Raw genomic sequence first — 16,709 nt, forward strand, 5'->3', positions numbered from 1 at the left:
TCTCTCCACCATCATTTTCTTGATCTCGGCAACCATGTCGCCGAAGGCGCACAAAAAGAAAAACGATCGCCGTCAGACGCGCCGCTCCACCATCATCTTCTTGATCTCGGCGATCGCCTTCGCGGGATTGAGCCCCTTCGGGCAGGTCTGCGCGCAGTTCATGATGGTGTGGCAGCGATAGAGCCGGAACGGGTCTTCGAGATTGTCGAGCCGTTCCCCCTTGGCCTCGTCGCGGCTGTCGATCAGCCAGCGATAGGCCTGCAGCAGCGTCGCCGGGCCGAGATAGCGGTCGCCGTTCCACCAGTAGCTCGGGCACGAGGTCGAGCAGCAGGCGCACAATATGCACTCGTAAAGCCCGTCGAGCTTTTCGCGGTCCTCGTGGCTCTGCAGCCATTCCTTGGCCGGCGTTGGCGACACCGTCTTCAGCCATGGCTCGATGGAGGCGTGCTGGGCGTAGAAATTGGTAAGATCGGGCACCAGATCCTTGATCACGGGCATATGCGGAAGCGGATAGATCTTGATCGCGCCCGATATGTCGTCGCAGCCCTTGGTGCAGGCGAGCGTGTTCGAGCCGTCGATGTTCATGGCGCAGGAACCGCAAATGCCTTCGCGGCAGGAGCGGCGCAAGGTCAGCGTCGGGTCGATCTTGTTCTTGATCCACAGCAGCGCGTCGAGCACCATCGGCCCGCAATCGTCCATATCGACGAAGTAGGTGTCCATGCGCGGGTTCTCGTCGTCGTCCGGCGACCAGCGATAGATGCGGTATTCCCTGAGATTGGTGGCAGCCTCCGGCTTCGGCCAGGTCTTGCCCTGCTGGACCTTCGAGTTCTTTGGGAGCGTGAGTTCGACCATTACCTCAGGTCCTTTCGGATGACGAGCTTCAGCCCGGACCAGATTTCGTTCACGGCGGCGATCTTGACGTCGACAAGGTCGAGCTTGAGCGCTTCAGCACGGACAACGCCCTCGGTGACGTCGGTGGCCACTTTCGAGGCCTTCTTTGGCCAGGAGACCCAGACCATGCCGTCGCGCTTGATCGCCACCTCGAGTGCGCCGAGGCGATCCTCGATCTCGGCGCGCTGTCTGGTGAAGGCGTGGATGGCGTCGTATTTCAACACCACGCCCGAAATGTCGGACCATTCGGCCAGCCGGTCGACCTCGGCAAAATCGACGGCCTCGGCGAGGTCCGCGAGTTCCGGCGGCAGGGCGATGAAGGCGGCAATCATCCCATCCTTCAGGCCGAGCTTGACCGGAAGGGACGTACCGGAATATCCCGCCGCCGTCGCCATCCTCAGTACACCCTGGCCTTCGGCGCTATCTTGGCCAGACTGATGCCGCCGTCCTTTTCGGCCAAAAGCGGCTCGGTGTGCACCGGCCGATAGGTCAGCGTCACCGCGCCGTCCTCGCTGAGATGGGCGAGCGTATGCTTGCGCCAGTTGGCGTCGTCGCGGGCGGAAAAATCCTCCCGAGCATGCGCGCCTCGGCTCTCCTTGCGCGCCTCGGCGCCGTAGACGGTGGTGATGGCGTTGGCCATCAGGTTTTCCAGTTCCAGAGTCTCGACCAGGTCCGAGTTCCAGATCATCGAGCGGTCGAAGACTTTGACATCCTTGAGCTCGGCCCAGATTTCCGAAATGCGCTTGCAGCCGTTTTCGAGCGATTCCTGCGTGCGGAACACGGCGGCATCTTCCTGCATCGCCTTTTGCATCTTTTCACGAAGGACAGCCGTCGGCGTCGAGCCGTTGGCGTGGCGGAGCCGGTCGAAGCGATCCATGATCTTGTCGACCGAAGCCTGGTTGGGCGACGGGATCGCCGCCTTGCGGTCGATGACCTGGCCGGCGCGGATCGCCGCGGCGCGGCCGAACACCACCAGGTCGATCAGCGAGTTCGAGCCAAGCCGGTTGGCGCCGTGCACGGAAGCGCAACCGGCCTCGCCGACCGCCATCAGGCCGGGCGAGACCCGGTCGGGGTTGTCCGCGGTTGGATTGAGCACCTCGCCCCAATAATTGGTCGGCACGCCGCCCATATTGTAGTGCACCGTCGGCAGCACCGGGATCGGCTCCTTGGTCAGGTCGACGCCGGCGAAGATTTTCGCCGACTCCGAAATGCCTGGAAGCCTTTCGTGCAAGACCGCCGGATCGAGATGATCGAGGTGCAGGAAGATGTGGTCCTTGGCCTTGCCGACGCCGCGGCCCTCGCGAATTTCCAGCGTCATGCAGCGCGAGACGACATCGCGCGAGGCGAGGTCCTTGGCCGACGGTGCGTAGCGCTCCATGAAGCGTTCGCCCTCGGAGTTGACGAGATAGCCGCCCTCGCCGCGCGCGCCCTCGGTAATCAGGCAGCCGGCGCCATAGATTCCGGTCGGGTGAAACTGCACGAACTCCATATCCTGCAACGGGAACCCCGCCCGCGCCGCCATGCCGCCACCGTCGCCGGTGCAGGTGTGCGCCGAGGTCGCCGAAAAATAGGCGCGCCCATAGCCGCCGGTCGCCAGCACCACCATCTTGGCCGAGAAGCGGTGGATGGTGCCGTCGTCCAGATTCCACGCCACGACGCCGGTGCAGGTGCCGTCCGGTTCCATGATCAGATCGAGCGCGAAATACTCGATGAAGAACTGCGCGTTGTTCTTCAGCGACTGGCCGTAGAGCGTGTGCAGGATGGCATGGCCGGTGCGGTCGGCGGCCGCACAGGTGCGCTGCACCGGCGGCCCGTCGCCATAGTTCATCATGTGGCCGCCGAACGGCCGCTGGTAGATCTTGCCCTCTTCGGTGCGCGAGAACGGCACGCCGTAATGTTCGAGTTCGTAAACGGCGGCCGGGGCTTCGCGCACCAGATATTCCATGGCGTCGACATCGCCCAGCCAGTCCGAGCCCTTGACGGTGTCGTACATGTGCCACTGCCAGGAATCCGGGCCCATGTTGGACAGCGACGCGGCGATGCCGCCTTGCGCGGCAACCGTGTGCGAACGGGTGGGGAACACCTTGGTGATGCAGGCGGTGCGCAGGCCCTGTTCGGCCATGCCAAGCGTGGCGCGCAGCCCGGCGCCGCCGGCGCCGACGACGACCACGTCGAACTTGTGATCGACAAAGGTGTAGCCTGCCGCGTTGGCTGATTTCGTGTCCTGGGCCAAGACTTCAGCCTCCGAATGCCAGTTTCAGCAGGGCGAACAGCGAAGCGACGCCGACTGCTATGGTGAAGAATGTGTTGAGGGCGATCAGCGCCAGCTTCATGCCTTCGCCATGCACATAGTCCTCGATGATCACCTGCATGCCGATCCGCATATGATAGAGCGGCGAGATGAGCACCAGGGCCATCACCAGCGCCACGAACGGGTTGGCGAGCGCTGCCCGCACCTGCGCATAGCCGGCGCCGTTGAGCGCGATCAGGAACCCGGTGAAAAACAGGATCAGCGGGATGTTGGCGATCGCCGTCAATCGCTGGCGCCAGAAATGCCCGGTGCCTTCGCGGGCAGAGCCCAGGCCGCGCACCCTGGCCAGCGGGGTGCGCATGTCGGTGTTCTTCGCACTCATCACAAAGCTCCCCGCGCCATGGTGCCGGCGACCCAGATCAGCAGCGTGAGCAGAACCGAGCCGGCAAGCGTCGCCCAGGCGATCTTCGAGGCCGTGTGTTTTTCAAGCCCGGCGCCGGTGTCCCAGATCAGATGGCGGACACCGCCCAGCATGTGATGCATCAGCGCCCAGCTATAGCCGAACAGGATCAGCCGCCCGATCCAGGTGCCGAAGGCCCAGTTCACCCAATCGAAAGCCGGCTGCGAGGATGCCGCCGCCATCAGCCAGACGGCAACCAGCAGCGTGCCGAAGTAAAGCGCGCCCCCGGTGATGCGATGGATGATCGACATGGTCATGGTGATCGGCGGCCGGTACACGCTCAGGTGCGGCGAAAGCGGCCTTTCGCGTCTGGCTTGGGTGGCTGGTGATTTGCTCATGGCTGCCCCAGTTCGGCGTCTGCCGCCTCAGGTGGAAATGCGGCATTGCCGCTTCCGGTTGCGACTTCGGACAGCCGGTTTCTAATGCTCTTTTTGCACCGCGTCAAAGCCAGAAAACCGTTTCGAAAACGTAATTTAGTCTGACTAAAAGGCCGGATGCGGCTTCAATCGATTAGCGGGCGAACAGCCGAAGCCGGCTCGATATCGCTGCAGTGCAGCATGTCTGGCTAGGGGCGCGGCCGTGTCGAGATTTGGCTCACCGGGTGCAGGTCCGCGGCGTCGAGCCCCTCTTCATCACCAGCGCCTCGCGTCCGTCGATCACGATTGCGTCATGCGTGACCGCCTGATAGCGGCTGCTCTGGTTTGCCGGTGACGCCGCGAACTCCTCGGTGGCGCCTTCCTGGCCGACCACGCGCAGCGACATGCCGAGGTTCTGAATGGTGATCATGCCGCCATTGCCGCATCTGTAGGTGGCCGTGCCCGTGGTGAAGCGCGGGGCGGTGAGGTCGGTGGTGATCTTGGTCGCCGGTCGCGCGGACTGTTGCTGGACGGGAGCAGCAGGCGCCACCACGGGTGTCGCTGTGTTGGCGGCCTTGGGCGCGCCATCCTCCGGCACACAGGCGCCGGCCGCGAGAAGCAGCGGAATAGCGAACGACATCCGAAGCGTTCGGTCAAACATCATGTGCTGCCCCCTCATGGCCGGGCACGCTAGCCACGCGGCGTGCCAAGATCAAGTTCACCCCGGACTAGACCGGCCATGTCGATCCATTGGGGACATCGGCGGCCACCGTGAAATTAACCATGTTCATTAAGAAACGGCCGTCGGGCCGCTCCTCCCCTTAACAAAGGTTAAGAAAGGGTTAATTTCCGATTCGGACCAGATCGGGGCGCGATCTCTCTCGCGCCGACAAAGGGAGAGTGACATGCGTTCCAAATCAGTGCGGGCTAAATCAGCGCGGGCCAAATCAGTGGGGACGACCCTCGCGGCTCTCACGCTGGCGGCGCTTGCCGTCACGGTGGCCGCGCCGGCCGAAGCCGGCTTGCGCCATCATGACCGCGTCTACGCCGATTCGTTCGGCAATCTCGTCATCGACAGCGCAGCCGGTTACAAGCGCATCATCGTCGGCGAAGGCAAGCTGGCCAGGCAATTGTCCGACTACACCAGCGCCGGCCAGCCCAAGGTGATCTACCAGAACGAATCCGACGACATATCGGGTGAAGGCGACTGCTATCGCCCGCCGGTGTTCGTCAAGGGCCGCTCCTATATGTACAGCCTGTCCGACGGCGAAATGCCGGAGCTCAGCCCCTGCCGTTGATGCGGGCCTTGCCGATTTTGAACACGGCCAGCCCATCGGCTGGCCCGGTGGAGACACGCACGCAGTCGCGCCCGGCATTCTTTGCCAGGTAGAGCGCTTCATCCGCGCGCCGCATCAGGTCGGAAAAACCCTCGCTCACGTGGAGCTCGGCAATGCCGAAGCTCGACGTGCAGCGGTTGTCGGCCGGCAACCCGCTGATGGGCAGCGCGCCGAACGCGTGGCGGGTGCCTTCCGCGAACAGCCGGGCGGCTGCAAGGTTGGCGCCTGTGAGGATAACGGCGAACTCCTCGCCGCCGATGCGGCCAACCACGTGATGGCCCTCGGCCGCTTCTCGCAGCAAGCCGGCAAAGGCCTCGATCACCCGGTCGCCGGAGGCATGGCCGAAGCTGTCGTTGACGGACTTGAAATGATCGAGATCGGCAATGACCATCGCCACCGGCACGCCCAGGCGCGTGGCGTCGTGCACGGCCAGCTCCGCATGACGCGTGAAGCCGCCACGGTTGAGCAGGCCCGACAGCGTGTCCACCTCCGACTTCGACGTCACTTCGGCAAGCACATCGCGAACGAGAATGCCCAGCGTCAGCAGCGCCAGTGCCAAGCCAAAGACAGTACCCAGCGACTGCGACACAAGCGCGTAACTGCTTTGCAGATAGGCCTGCGGATTGGCGCCCCAGCCGCCGAGCGCATGCGCGATGAACGGCTTTGAGGCAAACTGCAGGCCGCTGGCCGCCAACACCGCCATCAAGATCAGATCGAGCCGACCGCGGCTTTGCCTAGACGCCCAGACGATGCCAAGGCCAACGAACTGCATGGCGGCGTAGGGAAGCTGGTAGGCCATGATGCGGGTGAGCGACTGGCGCGGCAGATCCTGCACGAAATAGACCGCGATGGTGGTTGCGGCCAGGAAGAACAGCATCGGCGTCCATAGCGGCGCCACGCCATATTTGCGGGCAAGTCCGCCGTTGAAGGCAATGGTGGCGCCGAGGAAAACGGCAAAGGCCGTAACCACAGGAAGCCGCGAATCGTTGAAGGCCGGAATGCTGAATTCGATCGCCGAATAGACCACGCCCAGGACATAGGCTGACGCCATCCAGCGCGCCGGCGCGCGGCCGGCATCATGGAACGAGACAGCCATGAAGGATGCCGCCAGCAGGCCGGCAACCGCCAGATTGATCAACAGGATGAAGTTGGCGCCGCTCATCTATCCTCAAACCCCCTCCGACAGCTAAACATCGACGGGCGAAAAAGACGTTAACGCGAAGCGCGGACGCGGCGGTCAGCTGGCCCTGAGCGGCTCAGGCACGAACACCGTCTCCGGTCGCTCGTAGGAGAGGCGCACGCTGTCGCGACCGTTTTTCTTGGCCTTGTAAAGCGCCTCGTCGGCCCGTCGCATCAACGGTTCCAGCGTCTCCTCGCCGCTGCGGGCCGCCACGCCGAAGCTGGCGGTGACCTTGGTGCCGGCGGGAAGGCCGTCGACGCCGCCGGCCGAATAGAGTGTGCGCACCGCCTCGGCGAACAGCCGCGCCGCGGCGAGATCGGTGAGCGGCAAAAGCACGGCGAATTCCTCGCCGCCGATACGCCCCGCGGCACCTCGTGCTCCCGTGGCCGAGCGCAGCTTCCCGGCGAAATCCGCGATCACGCGGTCGCCGGCGGCATGCCCGTGCATATCGTTGAGCGCCTTGAAATGGTCGAGGTCCGCCAGCACCAGCGCCACCGGGAATTTGGCCACGGCGCAACGCTGCAGCAGCATAGCGGCGCGCTCCTCGAAACCCCGGCGGTTGAGCAGCCCGGAAAGCGGGTCGGTGTGCGTTTCCGTCTTCAGCGCCTTCATCACGTCGAGCGCGGCGGCGGTGAAGAGGCAAAGCGCGATCAGCAGCGACAGCAACGCGTGCGACAGCAGCGCCGTCGTCCAGTAGGACGAGCCGTAGAAGCCGTCATAGCCGGCGAAGGGTCCGTGCGCGATGACGACCGCCAGGGTGCGCACGAAGAAATTGACGCTGGACAGCAGCGACAGCACGAACAGGATCTTTTCCGTCGGACCATTGTTGCGCACCGGGCGCAGTTCGGCGGCGACGAGCAGGCTGACGCCGCCGAAACCGAAATTCATCGCCAGGATGCGCCAGGTGAGATCCGGGGTGACGAACAGGAACCACGCGAATGCCGCAAGGCCGCCGCCCGCCAGCACGGCGATCCCCACGGCGGGCACCTTCCTGCCGTAACGGGCGATGATGGCGCCGGACAGGCAGCAGGCGGCGATGGTGAAGCAGATGTTCGACACCAGCTTGGTCAGCGTCACGCCGATGGGCAAGGTGAAATACTGGAACAGGAAGCCGGGCGCCGAGACGCAGTAGCTGAGCGCCAGCACCGCCAGATAGGGGCGATGGCGCTGATGGAACCACAGCATGAGGAAGGCCGCGCCGAGCGCCAGCGCGATCGTCGGATTGAGCAACGCTATGAACAGGCCGGTGTCCAAAGGACCGTGACTTCCCCTCTGCTGACGTCACGGAAGACCTTAGAGGGCAAGCCCAAACAAGCCGTTAAGCCTGGGCTGTCGGCGCCGTATGTTTGCGGGAACCCGGTGCTGTCGGAAGCGTTCCTGAATTCACAATCCAGGAGCAGGCCATGGCCGACACGATCACATTGACCGACCACGATGCAATCCGTTCATGGGCTGCCGGGCGTGCCGGCTTTCCCGCGATCGTCGACATATCGCCAGAGGCTGGGACGCAGCCCATGCTTAGACTGGTCTTCGGCCAGCACGCCTATCAGGACCAGGACCAGCCGGAACGGCCCGTCAACGCCGGCGGCTATGAGCTTGTCGAATGGGACGAGTGGTTCAAGCTCTTCGACGAAGAGCAGCTGGCGCTCGTAGTCGCGGCGGAAGAACCTGGGCGCCGCGAGGAATTCCATGAACTCATCCGGCGCGACAGGAAGGCTTGACCCGAGCCCTGCAAAGGCTCGGGTCCATTCCAGCCTGGCTTATTTCCAGTCGCGAATGTCGACGAAGTGGCCGGCAATCGCCGCCGCCGCCGCCATGGCCGGCGACACCAGATGGGTGCGGCCCTTGAAGCCCTGGCGGCCCTCGAAATTGCGGTTCGAGGTCGAGGCGCAGCGCTCATGCGGCTTCAGCCGGTCGTCGTTCATGGCCAGGCACATCGAACAGCCCGGCTCGCGCCAGTCGAACCCGGCGGCGCGGAAGATCTTGTCCAGCCCCTCGGCTTCGGCCTGCTCCTTGACCAGGCCAGAGCCCGGCACGATCATGGCATCGACATGCGGGCTGACTGTCTTGCCCTCGACCACCTTGGCGACGGCGCGCAGATCCTCGATGCGGCCGTTGGTGCAGGAGCCGATGAAGACGCGGTCGAGCGTGATGTCGGTGATCTTCGTCCCCGGCGTCAGGCCCATATAGTCGAGCGCGCGCAGCTTGGAGGTGCGCTTGTTCTCGTCGATGATGTCTTCCGGGTTCGGCACGATGCCTTGCACGGAGACGACATCCTCGGGCGAGGAGCCCCAGGAGACGATCGGCGGCAGCTTGGCCGCGTCGAGCACGATCATCTTGTCGAAATGCGCGCCTTCGTCGGTCTGCAGCGTCTTCCAGTATTCGAGCGCCGCGTCCCAGGCAGCGCCCTTCGGCGCGCGCGGCTTGTCCTTGACATAGGCGAAGGTGGTCTCGTCGGCCGCGATCAGGCCGGCGCGCGCGCCGCCCTCGATCGACATGTTGCAGATCGTCATGCGGCCTTCCATCGACAGCGCACGGATCGCCTCGCCGGCATATTCGATGACATAGCCGGTGCCGCCGGCGGTGCCGATCTCGCCGATGATGGCAAGGATGATGTCCTTGGCGGTGACCCCTTCCGGCAGCACGCCATCGACGCGCACCAGCATGTTCTTGGCCTTGCGCTGGATCAGCGTTTGCGTCGCCAGCACATGCTCGACCTCGGAGGTGCCGATGCCGTGCGCCAGCGCGCCGAACGCACCATGGGTGGAGGTGTGGCTGTCGCCGCAGACGATGGTCATGCCGGGCAAGGTAAAGCCCTGCTCGGGGCCGATGATGTGGACGATGCCCTGGCGGATATCGTTCTCCGAATAATATTCGACGCCGAAATCCCTGGCGTTCCTGGCCAGCGCTTCGACCTGGATGCGGCTTTCCTCGTTCTTGATGCCGAACTTGCGCTCGGGCGAGGTCGAGACGTTGTGGTCGACCACGGCCAGCGTCTTTTCCGGATGACGGACTTTCCGGCCGCTCATGCGCAGGCCTTCGAAGGCCTGTGGGCTGGTCACCTCATGGACGAGGTGGCGGTCGATGTAGAGCAGGCAGGTGCCGTCGTCCTGGCGGTCGACGACATGGTCGTCGAAAATCTTGTCGTAGAGGGTGCGCGGTGCGCTCATGTGCGTAAATCCGTCGATATGAGAATGGGAAAGAGCTGATGCCGCAAGCCCGCGGCCGGCCGGCAGGGATCAGCGAAGTCGGCTGGTCAGGGCGCCGGACACGCGCGCGGAAAAGCGCGACGGCAGGCGTTTTCTGTCCTGCAGCACGAACCCCTTGTAGGCCGGATCGCTGAAAAGCTTTTCCATGGCGGGCTAGATAGCAATGTTTTGGCTTTTCGGCAATTGCGGCGTGGCGGTGTGCTGTTCGTGACGGCTACTCATCTACTTCGTAGTAATTTCTTTCCTCGCGCGGGCATGTCTCTTTTAACATGGCAGCGGCACGCCGATATGAATTTGACTCCGTGCCATAGACCTCCACCTCATGCCCACAACGGCTGCAGGTCACGCATATGCCCTCGATAGGCGCGTAGTCTCCGTCCAAATCTACGTGCGATGAAGTAGTTTTAACCTTCACGCTCAATCCTCCGAAAGGACTGACCAATATAAAATATTTTTAGGCGATTCGGAAGTAATCAGAGAATCTCAAACACAAAAGTCTTCACCAGTGCGTCGGGCTCGGCGATGGCGTAACAGCGAAACCACGGGCTTGCCTCAACCGCCCGCCATTTCGCTGCCTGTTCCAATTCGTCGAACACGGCCTGAAACCCGCCGCTCTCAAACACCTGGTCGCGCACCGTGAAGATGGCGTGGCCGCCCTTTTTCGTGATGCGCACCAGTTCGTGCAGGCCGGTGGCCGGCGCGTGGCTGATGGTGAACACACCGGTGGAGAAGAAGGCGCGGAAATACCCGTCCGGCCATGGCAGCGGCCCGCCCAGCATTGCCTGCTTCAGCTCGCTGTAGGCACTGCGGCTGCCGGCGATCTTGAGCATGTCGTCCGACAGGTCGAGTCCGGCAATGTCGCTATAGCCGAGCGCCTTCAGCGACGGTCCCGACAGGCCCGTGCCGCAGCCGGCGTCGAGCAGCGGCCCTTCTCCCGCAGGCACGTGGCGGGTAACCCAGGCGGTGATCAGGAACGGCAGGAGATACCCGAGCGAGGCGGTTTCGCCATCATAGGTCGCGGCCCATGCGGCATAGGCCCGCGCCAGCGTTTCGGGCGTATCGGCCGTGTAGACCGAATCCAGCGCCGCATTGGCCTTGTCGATGTTCACTGGCAGCTCCTCCTCCGGCAAGCACCGAGCGTAACGCTGTCCCGGCCCAAAAACTATTCCGCGTGCTGGCGGCGCAAACGCCGCTCCAGCGCCCTGAGCGCCAGCGACAGGCCGACGGTGAGGATGAGATAGATATAGGCTGTTATCGAATAGGTCTCGAAGAAGCGGAACGAGCCGGCGGCATACACTTTGCCCATCTGCGTGATGTCGGCGACGCCGAGCACCGAGACCAGCGAGGAATCCTTGACCAGAGCGACGAAATCATTGCCGAGCGGCGGCAGGATGGTGCGGATCGCCTGCGGGAACACGACCAGCCGGAAGCGCTGCGCACGGCTCAGCCCCAAGGCCTTCGCTGCCTCGATCTGACCTTTCTCGACCGACTGGATGCCGGCGCGAAAAACCTCGGAGATGAAGGCCGAATAGCCGATGGTCAGCGCCATGATGGCACGCCACAGCAACGACACGTCACGCACCAGCAATTCACCGAGGACGCCGGCATTCTGCAATGGCGCGGTCAGCGCGTTCCAGGCCGCGACGAAGGCCGGCGCGCCGGCAAAGGCTATCCAGAACAGCAGCACCAGGATCGGCACGCCGCGAATGATCTCGACATAGAAGCGCGCGATCTGCCGCAGCCAGGCCGAACCCGACAGTCCCATCAAAGCGATGCCGAGGCCGATCACCGACGCCAGGACAAAGGCGATCACGGTGACGAAGACGGTGATGCCGATGCCCTTGGCGACAGTGGCGAAGACCTGCGCATAGAGATCGCTGGCGGCGATGGCGAGCGCGGCAGCCAGCGCAAGGACACCGGCAACGGCGAGCCACCAGGGAAAGTCGGGTTTGGAAATAGTGGGGGCTGTCATTAGCAGAGGTCGGCGACGCAAGAACTGCGAGAGGGACGCCCCAACGCAAATCCCTGCCCATCAGACCGGGCCCTCAACAAGATTGGCTCACTGCCCCATCTTGTAATCAAGGAACCACTTCTTGTTCAGCGCATCGAAGGTGCCATCCGCCTTCAGCGCTGCGATCGCCGCGTTGACCGGCTTCACGAGGTCGGAGCCCTTGGGGAAGATGAAGCCGAAATCCTCGGTGCCGAGCGGGCCACCGATCAGCTTCAGCTTGCCATCCGAAGCATCGACATAACCCTTGCCGGCGGTGCCGTCGGTCAGCACGACATCGACGTCGCCGGACTTCAGTGCCTGGACGGTGGCGCCAAACGTCTCGAACAGTTTGATGCGCGGGTTCTGCTCATTGCCGTCGAGCACACTGTAGACGGCGGTGTAGAAAGGCGTGGTGCCGGCCTGTGCGCCGATCAGTCCGTCCTTGAAGGCGCCGAAGGTCTTGGCGTCGGTGAAGCGGCTTTCATCGCCGCGCACCAGCATGAACTGTTCCGAGCGCATATAGGGGTCGGAGAAATCCACCTTCTGCTTGCGGTCGTCCTTGATGGTGATGCCGGTCATGCCGATGTTGTACTGGTTGTCGGAGACCGCCTGGATCATCGCATCCCAGGATGTGTTCTGGTATTCGACCTTGAAATTGAGCCGCTTGGCGATCTCGTTCATCGCGTCATATTCCCAGCCGATCTGTTTTCCCGTCTTGGCATCGATGAACTGCAGCGGCGGATAGGCGTTTTCAGTCACCACCACCACTTGTCTGCCGCCGAGATCGGGCAGCGCCTGCGCGAAGGCGGCAACGGGCGCCAGGACCAGCGCCAACAGGCCGGCCAACAGCAATTTCGATTTGGTCATGACACACTCCCCGAAATGATTGGCCGCGCGATGCTTGCGCGGCAGAGAAATCCGGCGCCGACTTTAGCTTTCCGCAAGCGCCTTGCAAGACGGGTCCACCGCGACCTTGCGCGTTGACGTGGATTCCAGTGCTTCCGGGAGGCGGTTTTTGAGGACGATCCTTGCCGCGATCAATCTTGCTCGGTCGCGGCTTCGCGCAATCCCGCGACAAGGCGGGTGAGCGTGCCGTGAAGGGTTTTGAGCTCGTCCCGCTCCAGCGGCATGCCGCAATCGAGCGCCGCCTGCACATCCTTCATGTTCGCGCGCAGCGCCTGGCCCTTGGCCGTCGGCTCGACCAGGACCCGGCGCTCGTCGTCGGCATCGCGTCGGCGGGTGACGAGGCCGCCCGCTTCCATTCGCTTGAGCAGCGGGGTCAGCGTCGCTGAATCCAGGCCGAGCGCTTCGCCAAGGTCGCCCACCGTGCTCGGCGCGCGTTCCCACAGCGCCAGCATCACCAGATATTGCGGATAGGTCAGGCCGAGCGGATCGAGCAACGGCCGGTAAAGCTTGGTCATCAATCCGCTCGCCGAATAGAGCGCGAAACAGAGCTGTTGGTCGAGCCGTGGCACCGGGTACGCCCCGGCGGCCTCCGCCGGGGCTTCTCTGGCTTTCGTTTCGACTTTTGTCGTCATGCCACCTTTACCGAAAGCGCCACCTCGACATTGCCCCTGATGGCATTCGAATAGGGGCAAATCTGATGCGCCGCCGATACAAGCGCTTCCGCCGCCGCCTGATCAAGGCCTTTCGTCTCCGCTGCCAACGCGACGCCGAGCTTGAAGCCTTCGCCATTGGGAAGCAGGCTGACGGTGGCCGCTACCGCTGCATCCTCGAGCGGCAGCTTCTGCTTGCGCGCCACGAAGCGGATCGCGCTTTCGAAGCAGGCGGCATAGCCGATGGCGAAAAGCTGTTCGGGATTGGTCGCGCCACCCGGTCCGCCGAGCTCCTTGGGCATCGCCAGATCGACCTTGAGCAGGCCGTCGCTGGTTTCGCCATGGCCGGCGCGACCGCCCGTCACGTGGGCCTGTGTGGTGTAGAGTGCCATCTTCCATTCTCCAATTAGATTGTGCACGATTAGTTAGTGCACGAAACGATTGGACGTCAATTGCCGATCCCGATCTCCGAGGCTGAACCCGTTCACAGTTCGGTGAAACGAAAAAAGGCGGCCGAAGCCGCCTTTTTCAAATTCCTTCGTCGAACTCTTATTCGGCCGGGGTCGCTTCGGCGGCAGCCTTGGCTGCTGCTTCAGCCTCGGCGGCTGCCTTCTTCTCGGCGGCTTCCTTGGCGGCCGTCTCGGCGGCCAGCGCCTGGGCGGCTGCGACCTTCTCGGCCTCGATGCGCGCCTTCTCGGCGTTCAGCGCGTCGCGCTCCTCATCATTGAGCTTGCGGGCGCGCACGCCGGTGTTTTCCGAGATACGGGCCGACTTGCCGCGACGATCGCGCAGGTAATAGAGCTTGGCGCGACGCACCTTGCCGCGGCGCACGATCTCGACGCCTTCGACCATCGGCGAGTAGACGGGGAACACGCGCTCGACGCCTTCGCCGTAGGAGATCTTGCGGACGGTGAAATTTTCCTGGAAGCCGGAACCGGCGCGGGCGATGACGACGCCCTCATAAGCCTGGACGCGGGTGCGGGTGCCTTCGGTCACGCGGACCTGGACGCGCACGGTGTCGCCGGGCTGGAATTCGGGAAGCTTGCGCTTGGCTTCGATCTTGGCGGCCTGTTCGGCCTCGAGCTGACGGATGAGATCCATCTAAAAATCCACTTCTTGTTCTTCCGACAGTCAGAGCGCCCTACGCTCGCCTTGCAGTTCCATTGACCGCTCGGCTATGTCCTTTGTCTCCAAGACATTTGTCTCCCAGACATCGGGCAGGGGCGACTACACCGTCATTGTTGACGGGTCCGGCAGATTTGTTCTTGCCGGTACGGGCGGGCACATACAGCTATTTCGGCGCTTTGTCACGCCTTGCCCGTGCATTTTTTGCCGGCATGGCTCCCAGCATGGCACCATCTTAATCCTGCCGTGCCGGGTTGCGTCTGTCCACCAAGCTTCCTAAGCCAGAATAGCACACTTCTTCACGGCGGCCATCCATGTCTGTTTTCGACGTCATCCTGCTCTTCCTGGCGGGCTTTCTGTCAGGCGCCGCCAACGCGGTTGCCGGCGGCGGCACCTTCATCACCTTCGGCGCCATGACACTGGTCGGCGTCCCCCCGATCGTGGCCAACGCCACCTCGTCGGTGACGCAGTTCCCCGGCTACATCACCTCGACCCTCGCTTACTGGGCCGACATCAGGCACTTCTGGCGCGGCGCGCTGCTGCTCTGCCTGATCTCGGCCGTCGGCGCGCTAGCCGGCGCCCTGATCCTGCTGGCGCTCGACAATCCGTCCTTTCGCGTCCTGGTGCCGTGGCTGCTTTTGGGCGCGACGGCACTGTTTGCCGCCGGGCCCTGGCTGAAGCCGGCGCCGAAACCCGGACACGAAGCGGCCGTCGGCTCGCTCGCCGGCTCGCTGGCACAATTCGTCACCGCCATCTATGGCGGCTTCTTCGGCGCCGGCATGGGCGTGATGATGCTGGCCACCCTCGGCCTGACCCAGGCCGGCGACTACCACCGCCTGAACGCGCTGAAGAACATGCTGGCCGTAGTCATCGCGGCTGTCGCCATCGTCGTCTTCGTCTCGGGCGGCGTCGTCGCCTGGCCTGAGGCGATCGTCATGATCCCGGGCGGCGCGCTCGGCGGCTATGCCGGCGTCTGGATCGCCAAGCGCGTACCGCAGAACGTGGTGCGCGGCTTCGTCATCGCCGTCGGCCTGTTTCTGGCTTTTTACTACTTCAGCAAAGGCTGATCGCCGAACAGATCGGGTCGCCGCTCTTTCGTCAGCGTCTCCGACTGCGCGCGGCGCCAGGCGGCGATCTTCTTGTGATTGCCGGAGATCAGCACTTCGGGAATCTCCCGGCCCTCGAATTCCTGCGGTCGCGTATAGTGCGGATGTTCGAGCAGGCCGTTTTCGAAACTCTCTTCTTCCCCGGAGACCGCATTGCCCATCACCCCGGGCAACAGCCGCACCACGGCGTCGAGCAGCACTAGGGCCGCCGGCTCGCCGCCGGACAGGATGAAATCGCCGATCGAGACTTCCTCCAGTCCCCGTGCATCGATCACCCGCTGGTCGACGCCTTCGAAGCGGCCGCACAGGATGACGGCACCCGGCCCGGCGGCGAGTTCGCGCACGCGAGCCTGCGTCAGTGGTTTGCCGCGCGGGCTCATCAGCAGGCGCGGACGCAAATCGCCCTCCGGCGAGGCATGGTCGATCGCCTTCGCCAGGACATCGGCGCGCATCACCATGCCGGCGCCGCCGCCGGCCGGCGTGTCGTCGACGGTGCGGTGCTTGTCGGTGGCGAAGTCGCGGATCTGGATCGCATCCAGAGACCATGTCCCCGCCTCCAGTGCCCGCCCGGCCAGCGACAAGCCAAGCGCGCCCGGGAACATCTCGGGATAGAGCGTCAGCACCGACGCGGCAAAACTCACCGGTTGCCCCCGGCGTCGCGCGGTCCGCGTGGCCGGCCCTTCGGGTCGAAATCCTCCTCGCGCGGCGCCTCGCCGTCCTCGTCCTCGACCAGTCCAGCCGCCACGGGATCGACGCGGACAAAGCCCTCGGCGATCGACACGGCAGGCACGGCGGCCTGCGTGAACGGGATCAGCACACCCTTGCGCCCGGCGAGCGTCACATCGAGGATGTCGCCGCCGCCGAAATTGTGCACCGCGACCACCTTGCCGATGGCGGCACCGGTATCATCCCGGATCTCCAGCCCGATCAGGTCGGCATGGTAGAATTCGTCCTCCTCGCCATCGTCGGGCAGCATCGAACGGTCGACGAACAGCTCCGTGCCGGCGAGCGTCTCGGCCGCATTGCGGTCGCTGACGCCCTTGAAGCGCACCACGACAACGGTGTTGGCAGGCCGTATGTCGGTTATCTGAAAGGCTCGTCCATCCCTGGCGTAGAGCGGCCCATAATCCGCCAGCGCCATTGGCTCGCCGGTGAAGGTTTTCACCCTGAGTTCGCCCTTGATGCCGTGCGCGGCGCCGATTACGGCCATCTGGACTGGGTTCTGCGGCTTGCTCATGGGCGAAAATC

General features: G+C 63.9%; 20 protein-coding genes. 3 read left to right on the forward strand and 17 right to left on the reverse strand.

Annotation, left to right across the window (positions count from 1 at the left end; genetic code table 11):
* Positions 1-72: 72 nt before the first annotated feature.
* The 6 genes from FJ936_RS16565 to FJ936_RS16590 all read right to left on the reverse strand — a co-directional run bounded on the left by FJ936_RS16565 (position 73) and on the right by FJ936_RS16590 (position 4,622).
* Positions 73-852: a succinate dehydrogenase iron-sulfur subunit gene (locus FJ936_RS16565; RefSeq protein ID WP_140712285.1), complete on the reverse strand. Its 780-nt coding sequence runs from the start codon at positions 850-852 to the stop codon at positions 73-75.
* Complete coding sequence (locus tag FJ936_RS16570) at positions 852-1,286, reverse strand: DUF3052 domain-containing protein (protein WP_140791382.1); 435 nt, start codon at positions 1,284-1,286, stop codon at positions 852-854. Before FJ936_RS16570 ends, FJ936_RS16565 begins: the two co-directional genes overlap by 1 nt.
* 2 nt (positions 1,287-1,288) lie before the next feature.
* Positions 1,289-3,124, reverse strand: a complete 1,836-nt coding sequence (gene sdhA / locus FJ936_RS16575; RefSeq protein WP_140791380.1) for a succinate dehydrogenase flavoprotein subunit — start codon at positions 3,122-3,124, stop codon at positions 1,289-1,291.
* Between the two features lie 4 nt (positions 3,125-3,128).
* Entirely contained in the window at positions 3,129-3,524 is a 396-nt protein-coding gene (gene sdhD, locus FJ936_RS16580; RefSeq protein WP_023771889.1) for a succinate dehydrogenase, hydrophobic membrane anchor protein, read from the reverse strand.
* Complete coding sequence (gene sdhC / locus FJ936_RS16585; protein WP_140712279.1) at positions 3,524-3,940, reverse strand: succinate dehydrogenase, cytochrome b556 subunit; 417 nt, start codon at positions 3,938-3,940, stop codon at positions 3,524-3,526. Before sdhC ends, sdhD begins: the two co-directional genes overlap by 1 nt.
* Positions 3,941-4,196: 256 nt before the next feature.
* A complete protein-coding gene (locus FJ936_RS16590; protein ID WP_181763144.1) occupies positions 4,197-4,622 on the reverse strand; it encodes a hypothetical protein in 426 nt (141 codons plus the stop codon).
* Positions 4,623-4,863: 241 nt separating this feature from the next.
* On the opposite strand from FJ936_RS16590, the gene FJ936_RS16595 reads away from it, so the two are divergent.
* Positions 4,864-5,256, forward strand: coding sequence for a hypothetical protein (locus FJ936_RS16595; protein WP_140793898.1), 393 nt, complete (start codon positions 4,864-4,866; stop codon positions 5,254-5,256).
* Here the strand turns inward: FJ936_RS16595 and FJ936_RS16600 are convergent.
* On the reverse strand, positions 5,240-6,457 hold the full coding sequence (locus FJ936_RS16600; RefSeq protein ID WP_140793896.1) for a GGDEF domain-containing protein: 1,218 nt from the start codon (positions 6,455-6,457) through the stop codon (positions 5,240-5,242). The genes FJ936_RS16595 and FJ936_RS16600 overlap by 17 nt on opposite strands.
* Before the next feature lie 75 nt (positions 6,458-6,532).
* Positions 6,533-7,729: a GGDEF domain-containing protein gene (locus FJ936_RS16605; protein ID WP_141906774.1), complete on the reverse strand. Its 1,197-nt coding sequence runs from the start codon at positions 7,727-7,729 to the stop codon at positions 6,533-6,535.
* A 149-nt stretch (positions 7,730-7,878) separates the two neighbouring features.
* Between FJ936_RS16605 and FJ936_RS16610 the strand changes: the two genes are divergently transcribed.
* The gene (locus tag FJ936_RS16610) at positions 7,879-8,196 is read left to right on the forward strand and encodes a hypothetical protein (RefSeq protein WP_140793892.1); all 318 of its coding nucleotides are present in this window, start codon (positions 7,879-7,881) and stop codon (positions 8,194-8,196) included.
* A 39-nt stretch (positions 8,197-8,235) separates the two neighbouring features.
* Here the strand turns inward: FJ936_RS16610 and leuC are convergent, their stop codons facing one another.
* The 7 genes from leuC to rplS form a co-directional block, all read right to left on the reverse strand.
* Complete coding sequence (leuC, locus tag FJ936_RS16615) at positions 8,236-9,645, reverse strand: 3-isopropylmalate dehydratase large subunit (protein ID WP_140793890.1); 1,410 nt, start codon at positions 9,643-9,645, stop codon at positions 8,236-8,238.
* Positions 9,646-10,157: 512 nt separating this feature from the next.
* On the reverse strand, positions 10,158-10,793 hold the full coding sequence (locus FJ936_RS16625; RefSeq protein WP_140793888.1) for a class I SAM-dependent methyltransferase: 636 nt from the start codon (positions 10,791-10,793) through the stop codon (positions 10,158-10,160).
* Positions 10,794-10,846: 53 nt separating this feature from the next.
* Positions 10,847-11,656 carry an amino acid ABC transporter permease gene (locus FJ936_RS16630; protein ID WP_140793886.1) on the reverse strand — a complete coding sequence of 270 codons (810 nt, stop codon included), beginning with the start codon at positions 11,654-11,656 and terminating at the stop codon, positions 10,847-10,849.
* 87 nt (positions 11,657-11,743) lie between these two features.
* Positions 11,744-12,541, reverse strand: coding sequence for a transporter substrate-binding domain-containing protein (locus tag FJ936_RS16635; RefSeq protein WP_140719745.1), 798 nt, complete (start codon positions 12,539-12,541; stop codon positions 11,744-11,746).
* Between the two features lie 170 nt (positions 12,542-12,711).
* Positions 12,712-13,212, reverse strand: coding sequence for a MarR family winged helix-turn-helix transcriptional regulator (locus FJ936_RS16640; protein WP_140793884.1), 501 nt, complete (start codon positions 13,210-13,212; stop codon positions 12,712-12,714).
* The gene (locus FJ936_RS16645) at positions 13,209-13,622 is read right to left on the reverse strand and encodes an organic hydroperoxide resistance protein (RefSeq protein ID WP_140660458.1); all 414 of its coding nucleotides are present in this window, start codon (positions 13,620-13,622) and stop codon (positions 13,209-13,211) included. The genes FJ936_RS16640 and FJ936_RS16645 overlap by 4 nt, the downstream gene beginning before the upstream one ends.
* A gap of 157 nt (positions 13,623-13,779) precedes the next feature.
* Entirely contained in the window at positions 13,780-14,331 is a 552-nt protein-coding gene (gene rplS / locus FJ936_RS16650) for a 50S ribosomal protein L19 (protein WP_013892267.1), read from the reverse strand.
* A gap of 338 nt (positions 14,332-14,669) precedes the next feature.
* Here rplS and FJ936_RS16660 point away from each other — a divergent pair, with 338 nt between their 5' ends.
* Positions 14,670-15,422, forward strand: a complete 753-nt coding sequence (locus FJ936_RS16660; protein ID WP_140793882.1) for a sulfite exporter TauE/SafE family protein — start codon at positions 14,670-14,672, stop codon at positions 15,420-15,422.
* Here the strand turns inward: FJ936_RS16660 and trmD are convergent.
* Together trmD and rimM are read right to left on the reverse strand one after the other, a co-directional pair.
* Positions 15,404-16,102 (reverse strand): tRNA (guanosine(37)-N1)-methyltransferase TrmD, encoded by a 699-nt coding sequence (gene trmD / locus FJ936_RS16665; RefSeq protein ID WP_140793879.1) that lies wholly within the window; start codon positions 16,100-16,102, stop codon positions 15,404-15,406. The genes FJ936_RS16660 and trmD overlap by 19 nt on opposite strands.
* Positions 16,099-16,698, reverse strand: coding sequence for a ribosome maturation factor RimM (gene rimM / locus FJ936_RS16670; RefSeq protein ID WP_140793877.1), 600 nt, complete (start codon positions 16,696-16,698; stop codon positions 16,099-16,101). The genes trmD and rimM overlap by 4 nt, the downstream gene beginning before the upstream one ends.
* Positions 16,699-16,709 lie beyond the last annotated feature (11 nt).

It is taken from the genome of Mesorhizobium sp. B2-4-13, from assembly GCF_006658535.1.
Taxonomy (GTDB): domain Bacteria; phylum Pseudomonadota; class Alphaproteobacteria; order Rhizobiales; family Rhizobiaceae; genus Mesorhizobium; species Mesorhizobium australicum.

What these genes read in the sequence shown, in the direction of transcription:
- leuC (WP_140793890.1), bottom strand. Translation starts at nt 9,645, where the DNA reads ATGAGCGCACCGCGCACCCTCTACGACAAGATTTTCGACGACCATGTC.
- FJ936_RS16570 (WP_140791382.1), bottom strand. Translation starts at nt 1,286, where the DNA reads ATGGCGACGGCGGCGGGATATTCCGGTACGTCCCTTCCGGTCAAGCTC.
- FJ936_RS16565 (WP_140712285.1), bottom strand. Translation starts at nt 852, where the DNA reads ATGGTCGAACTCACGCTCCCAAAGAACTCGAAGGTCCAGCAGGGCAAG.
- sdhD (WP_023771889.1), bottom strand. Translation starts at nt 3,524, where the DNA reads ATGAGTGCGAAGAACACCGACATGCGCACCCCGCTGGCCAGGGTGCGC.
- FJ936_RS16595 (WP_140793898.1), top strand. Translation starts at nt 4,864, where the DNA reads ATGCGTTCCAAATCAGTGCGGGCTAAATCAGCGCGGGCCAAATCAGTG.
- FJ936_RS16630 (WP_140793886.1), bottom strand. Translation starts at nt 11,656, where the DNA reads ATGACAGCCCCCACTATTTCCAAACCCGACTTTCCCTGGTGGCTCGCC.
- FJ936_RS16600 (WP_140793896.1), bottom strand. Translation starts at nt 6,457, where the DNA reads ATGAGCGGCGCCAACTTCATCCTGTTGATCAATCTGGCGGTTGCCGGC.
- FJ936_RS16590 (WP_181763144.1), bottom strand. Translation starts at nt 4,622, where the DNA reads ATGATGTTTGACCGAACGCTTCGGATGTCGTTCGCTATTCCGCTGCTT.
- FJ936_RS16640 (WP_140793884.1), bottom strand. Translation starts at nt 13,212, where the DNA reads ATGACGACAAAAGTCGAAACGAAAGCCAGAGAAGCCCCGGCGGAGGCC.
- rplS (WP_013892267.1), bottom strand. Translation starts at nt 14,331, where the DNA reads ATGGATCTCATCCGTCAGCTCGAGGCCGAACAGGCCGCCAAGATCGAA.
- FJ936_RS16645 (WP_140660458.1), bottom strand. Translation starts at nt 13,622, where the DNA reads ATGGCACTCTACACCACACAGGCCCACGTGACGGGCGGTCGCGCCGGC.
- FJ936_RS16610 (WP_140793892.1), top strand. Translation starts at nt 7,879, where the DNA reads ATGGCCGACACGATCACATTGACCGACCACGATGCAATCCGTTCATGG.
- sdhC (WP_140712279.1), bottom strand. Translation starts at nt 3,940, where the DNA reads ATGAGCAAATCACCAGCCACCCAAGCCAGACGCGAAAGGCCGCTTTCG.
- FJ936_RS16635 (WP_140719745.1), bottom strand. Translation starts at nt 12,541, where the DNA reads ATGACCAAATCGAAATTGCTGTTGGCCGGCCTGTTGGCGCTGGTCCTG.
- FJ936_RS16660 (WP_140793882.1), top strand. Translation starts at nt 14,670, where the DNA reads ATGTCTGTTTTCGACGTCATCCTGCTCTTCCTGGCGGGCTTTCTGTCA.
- rimM (WP_140793877.1), bottom strand. Translation starts at nt 16,698, where the DNA reads ATGAGCAAGCCGCAGAACCCAGTCCAGATGGCCGTAATCGGCGCCGCG.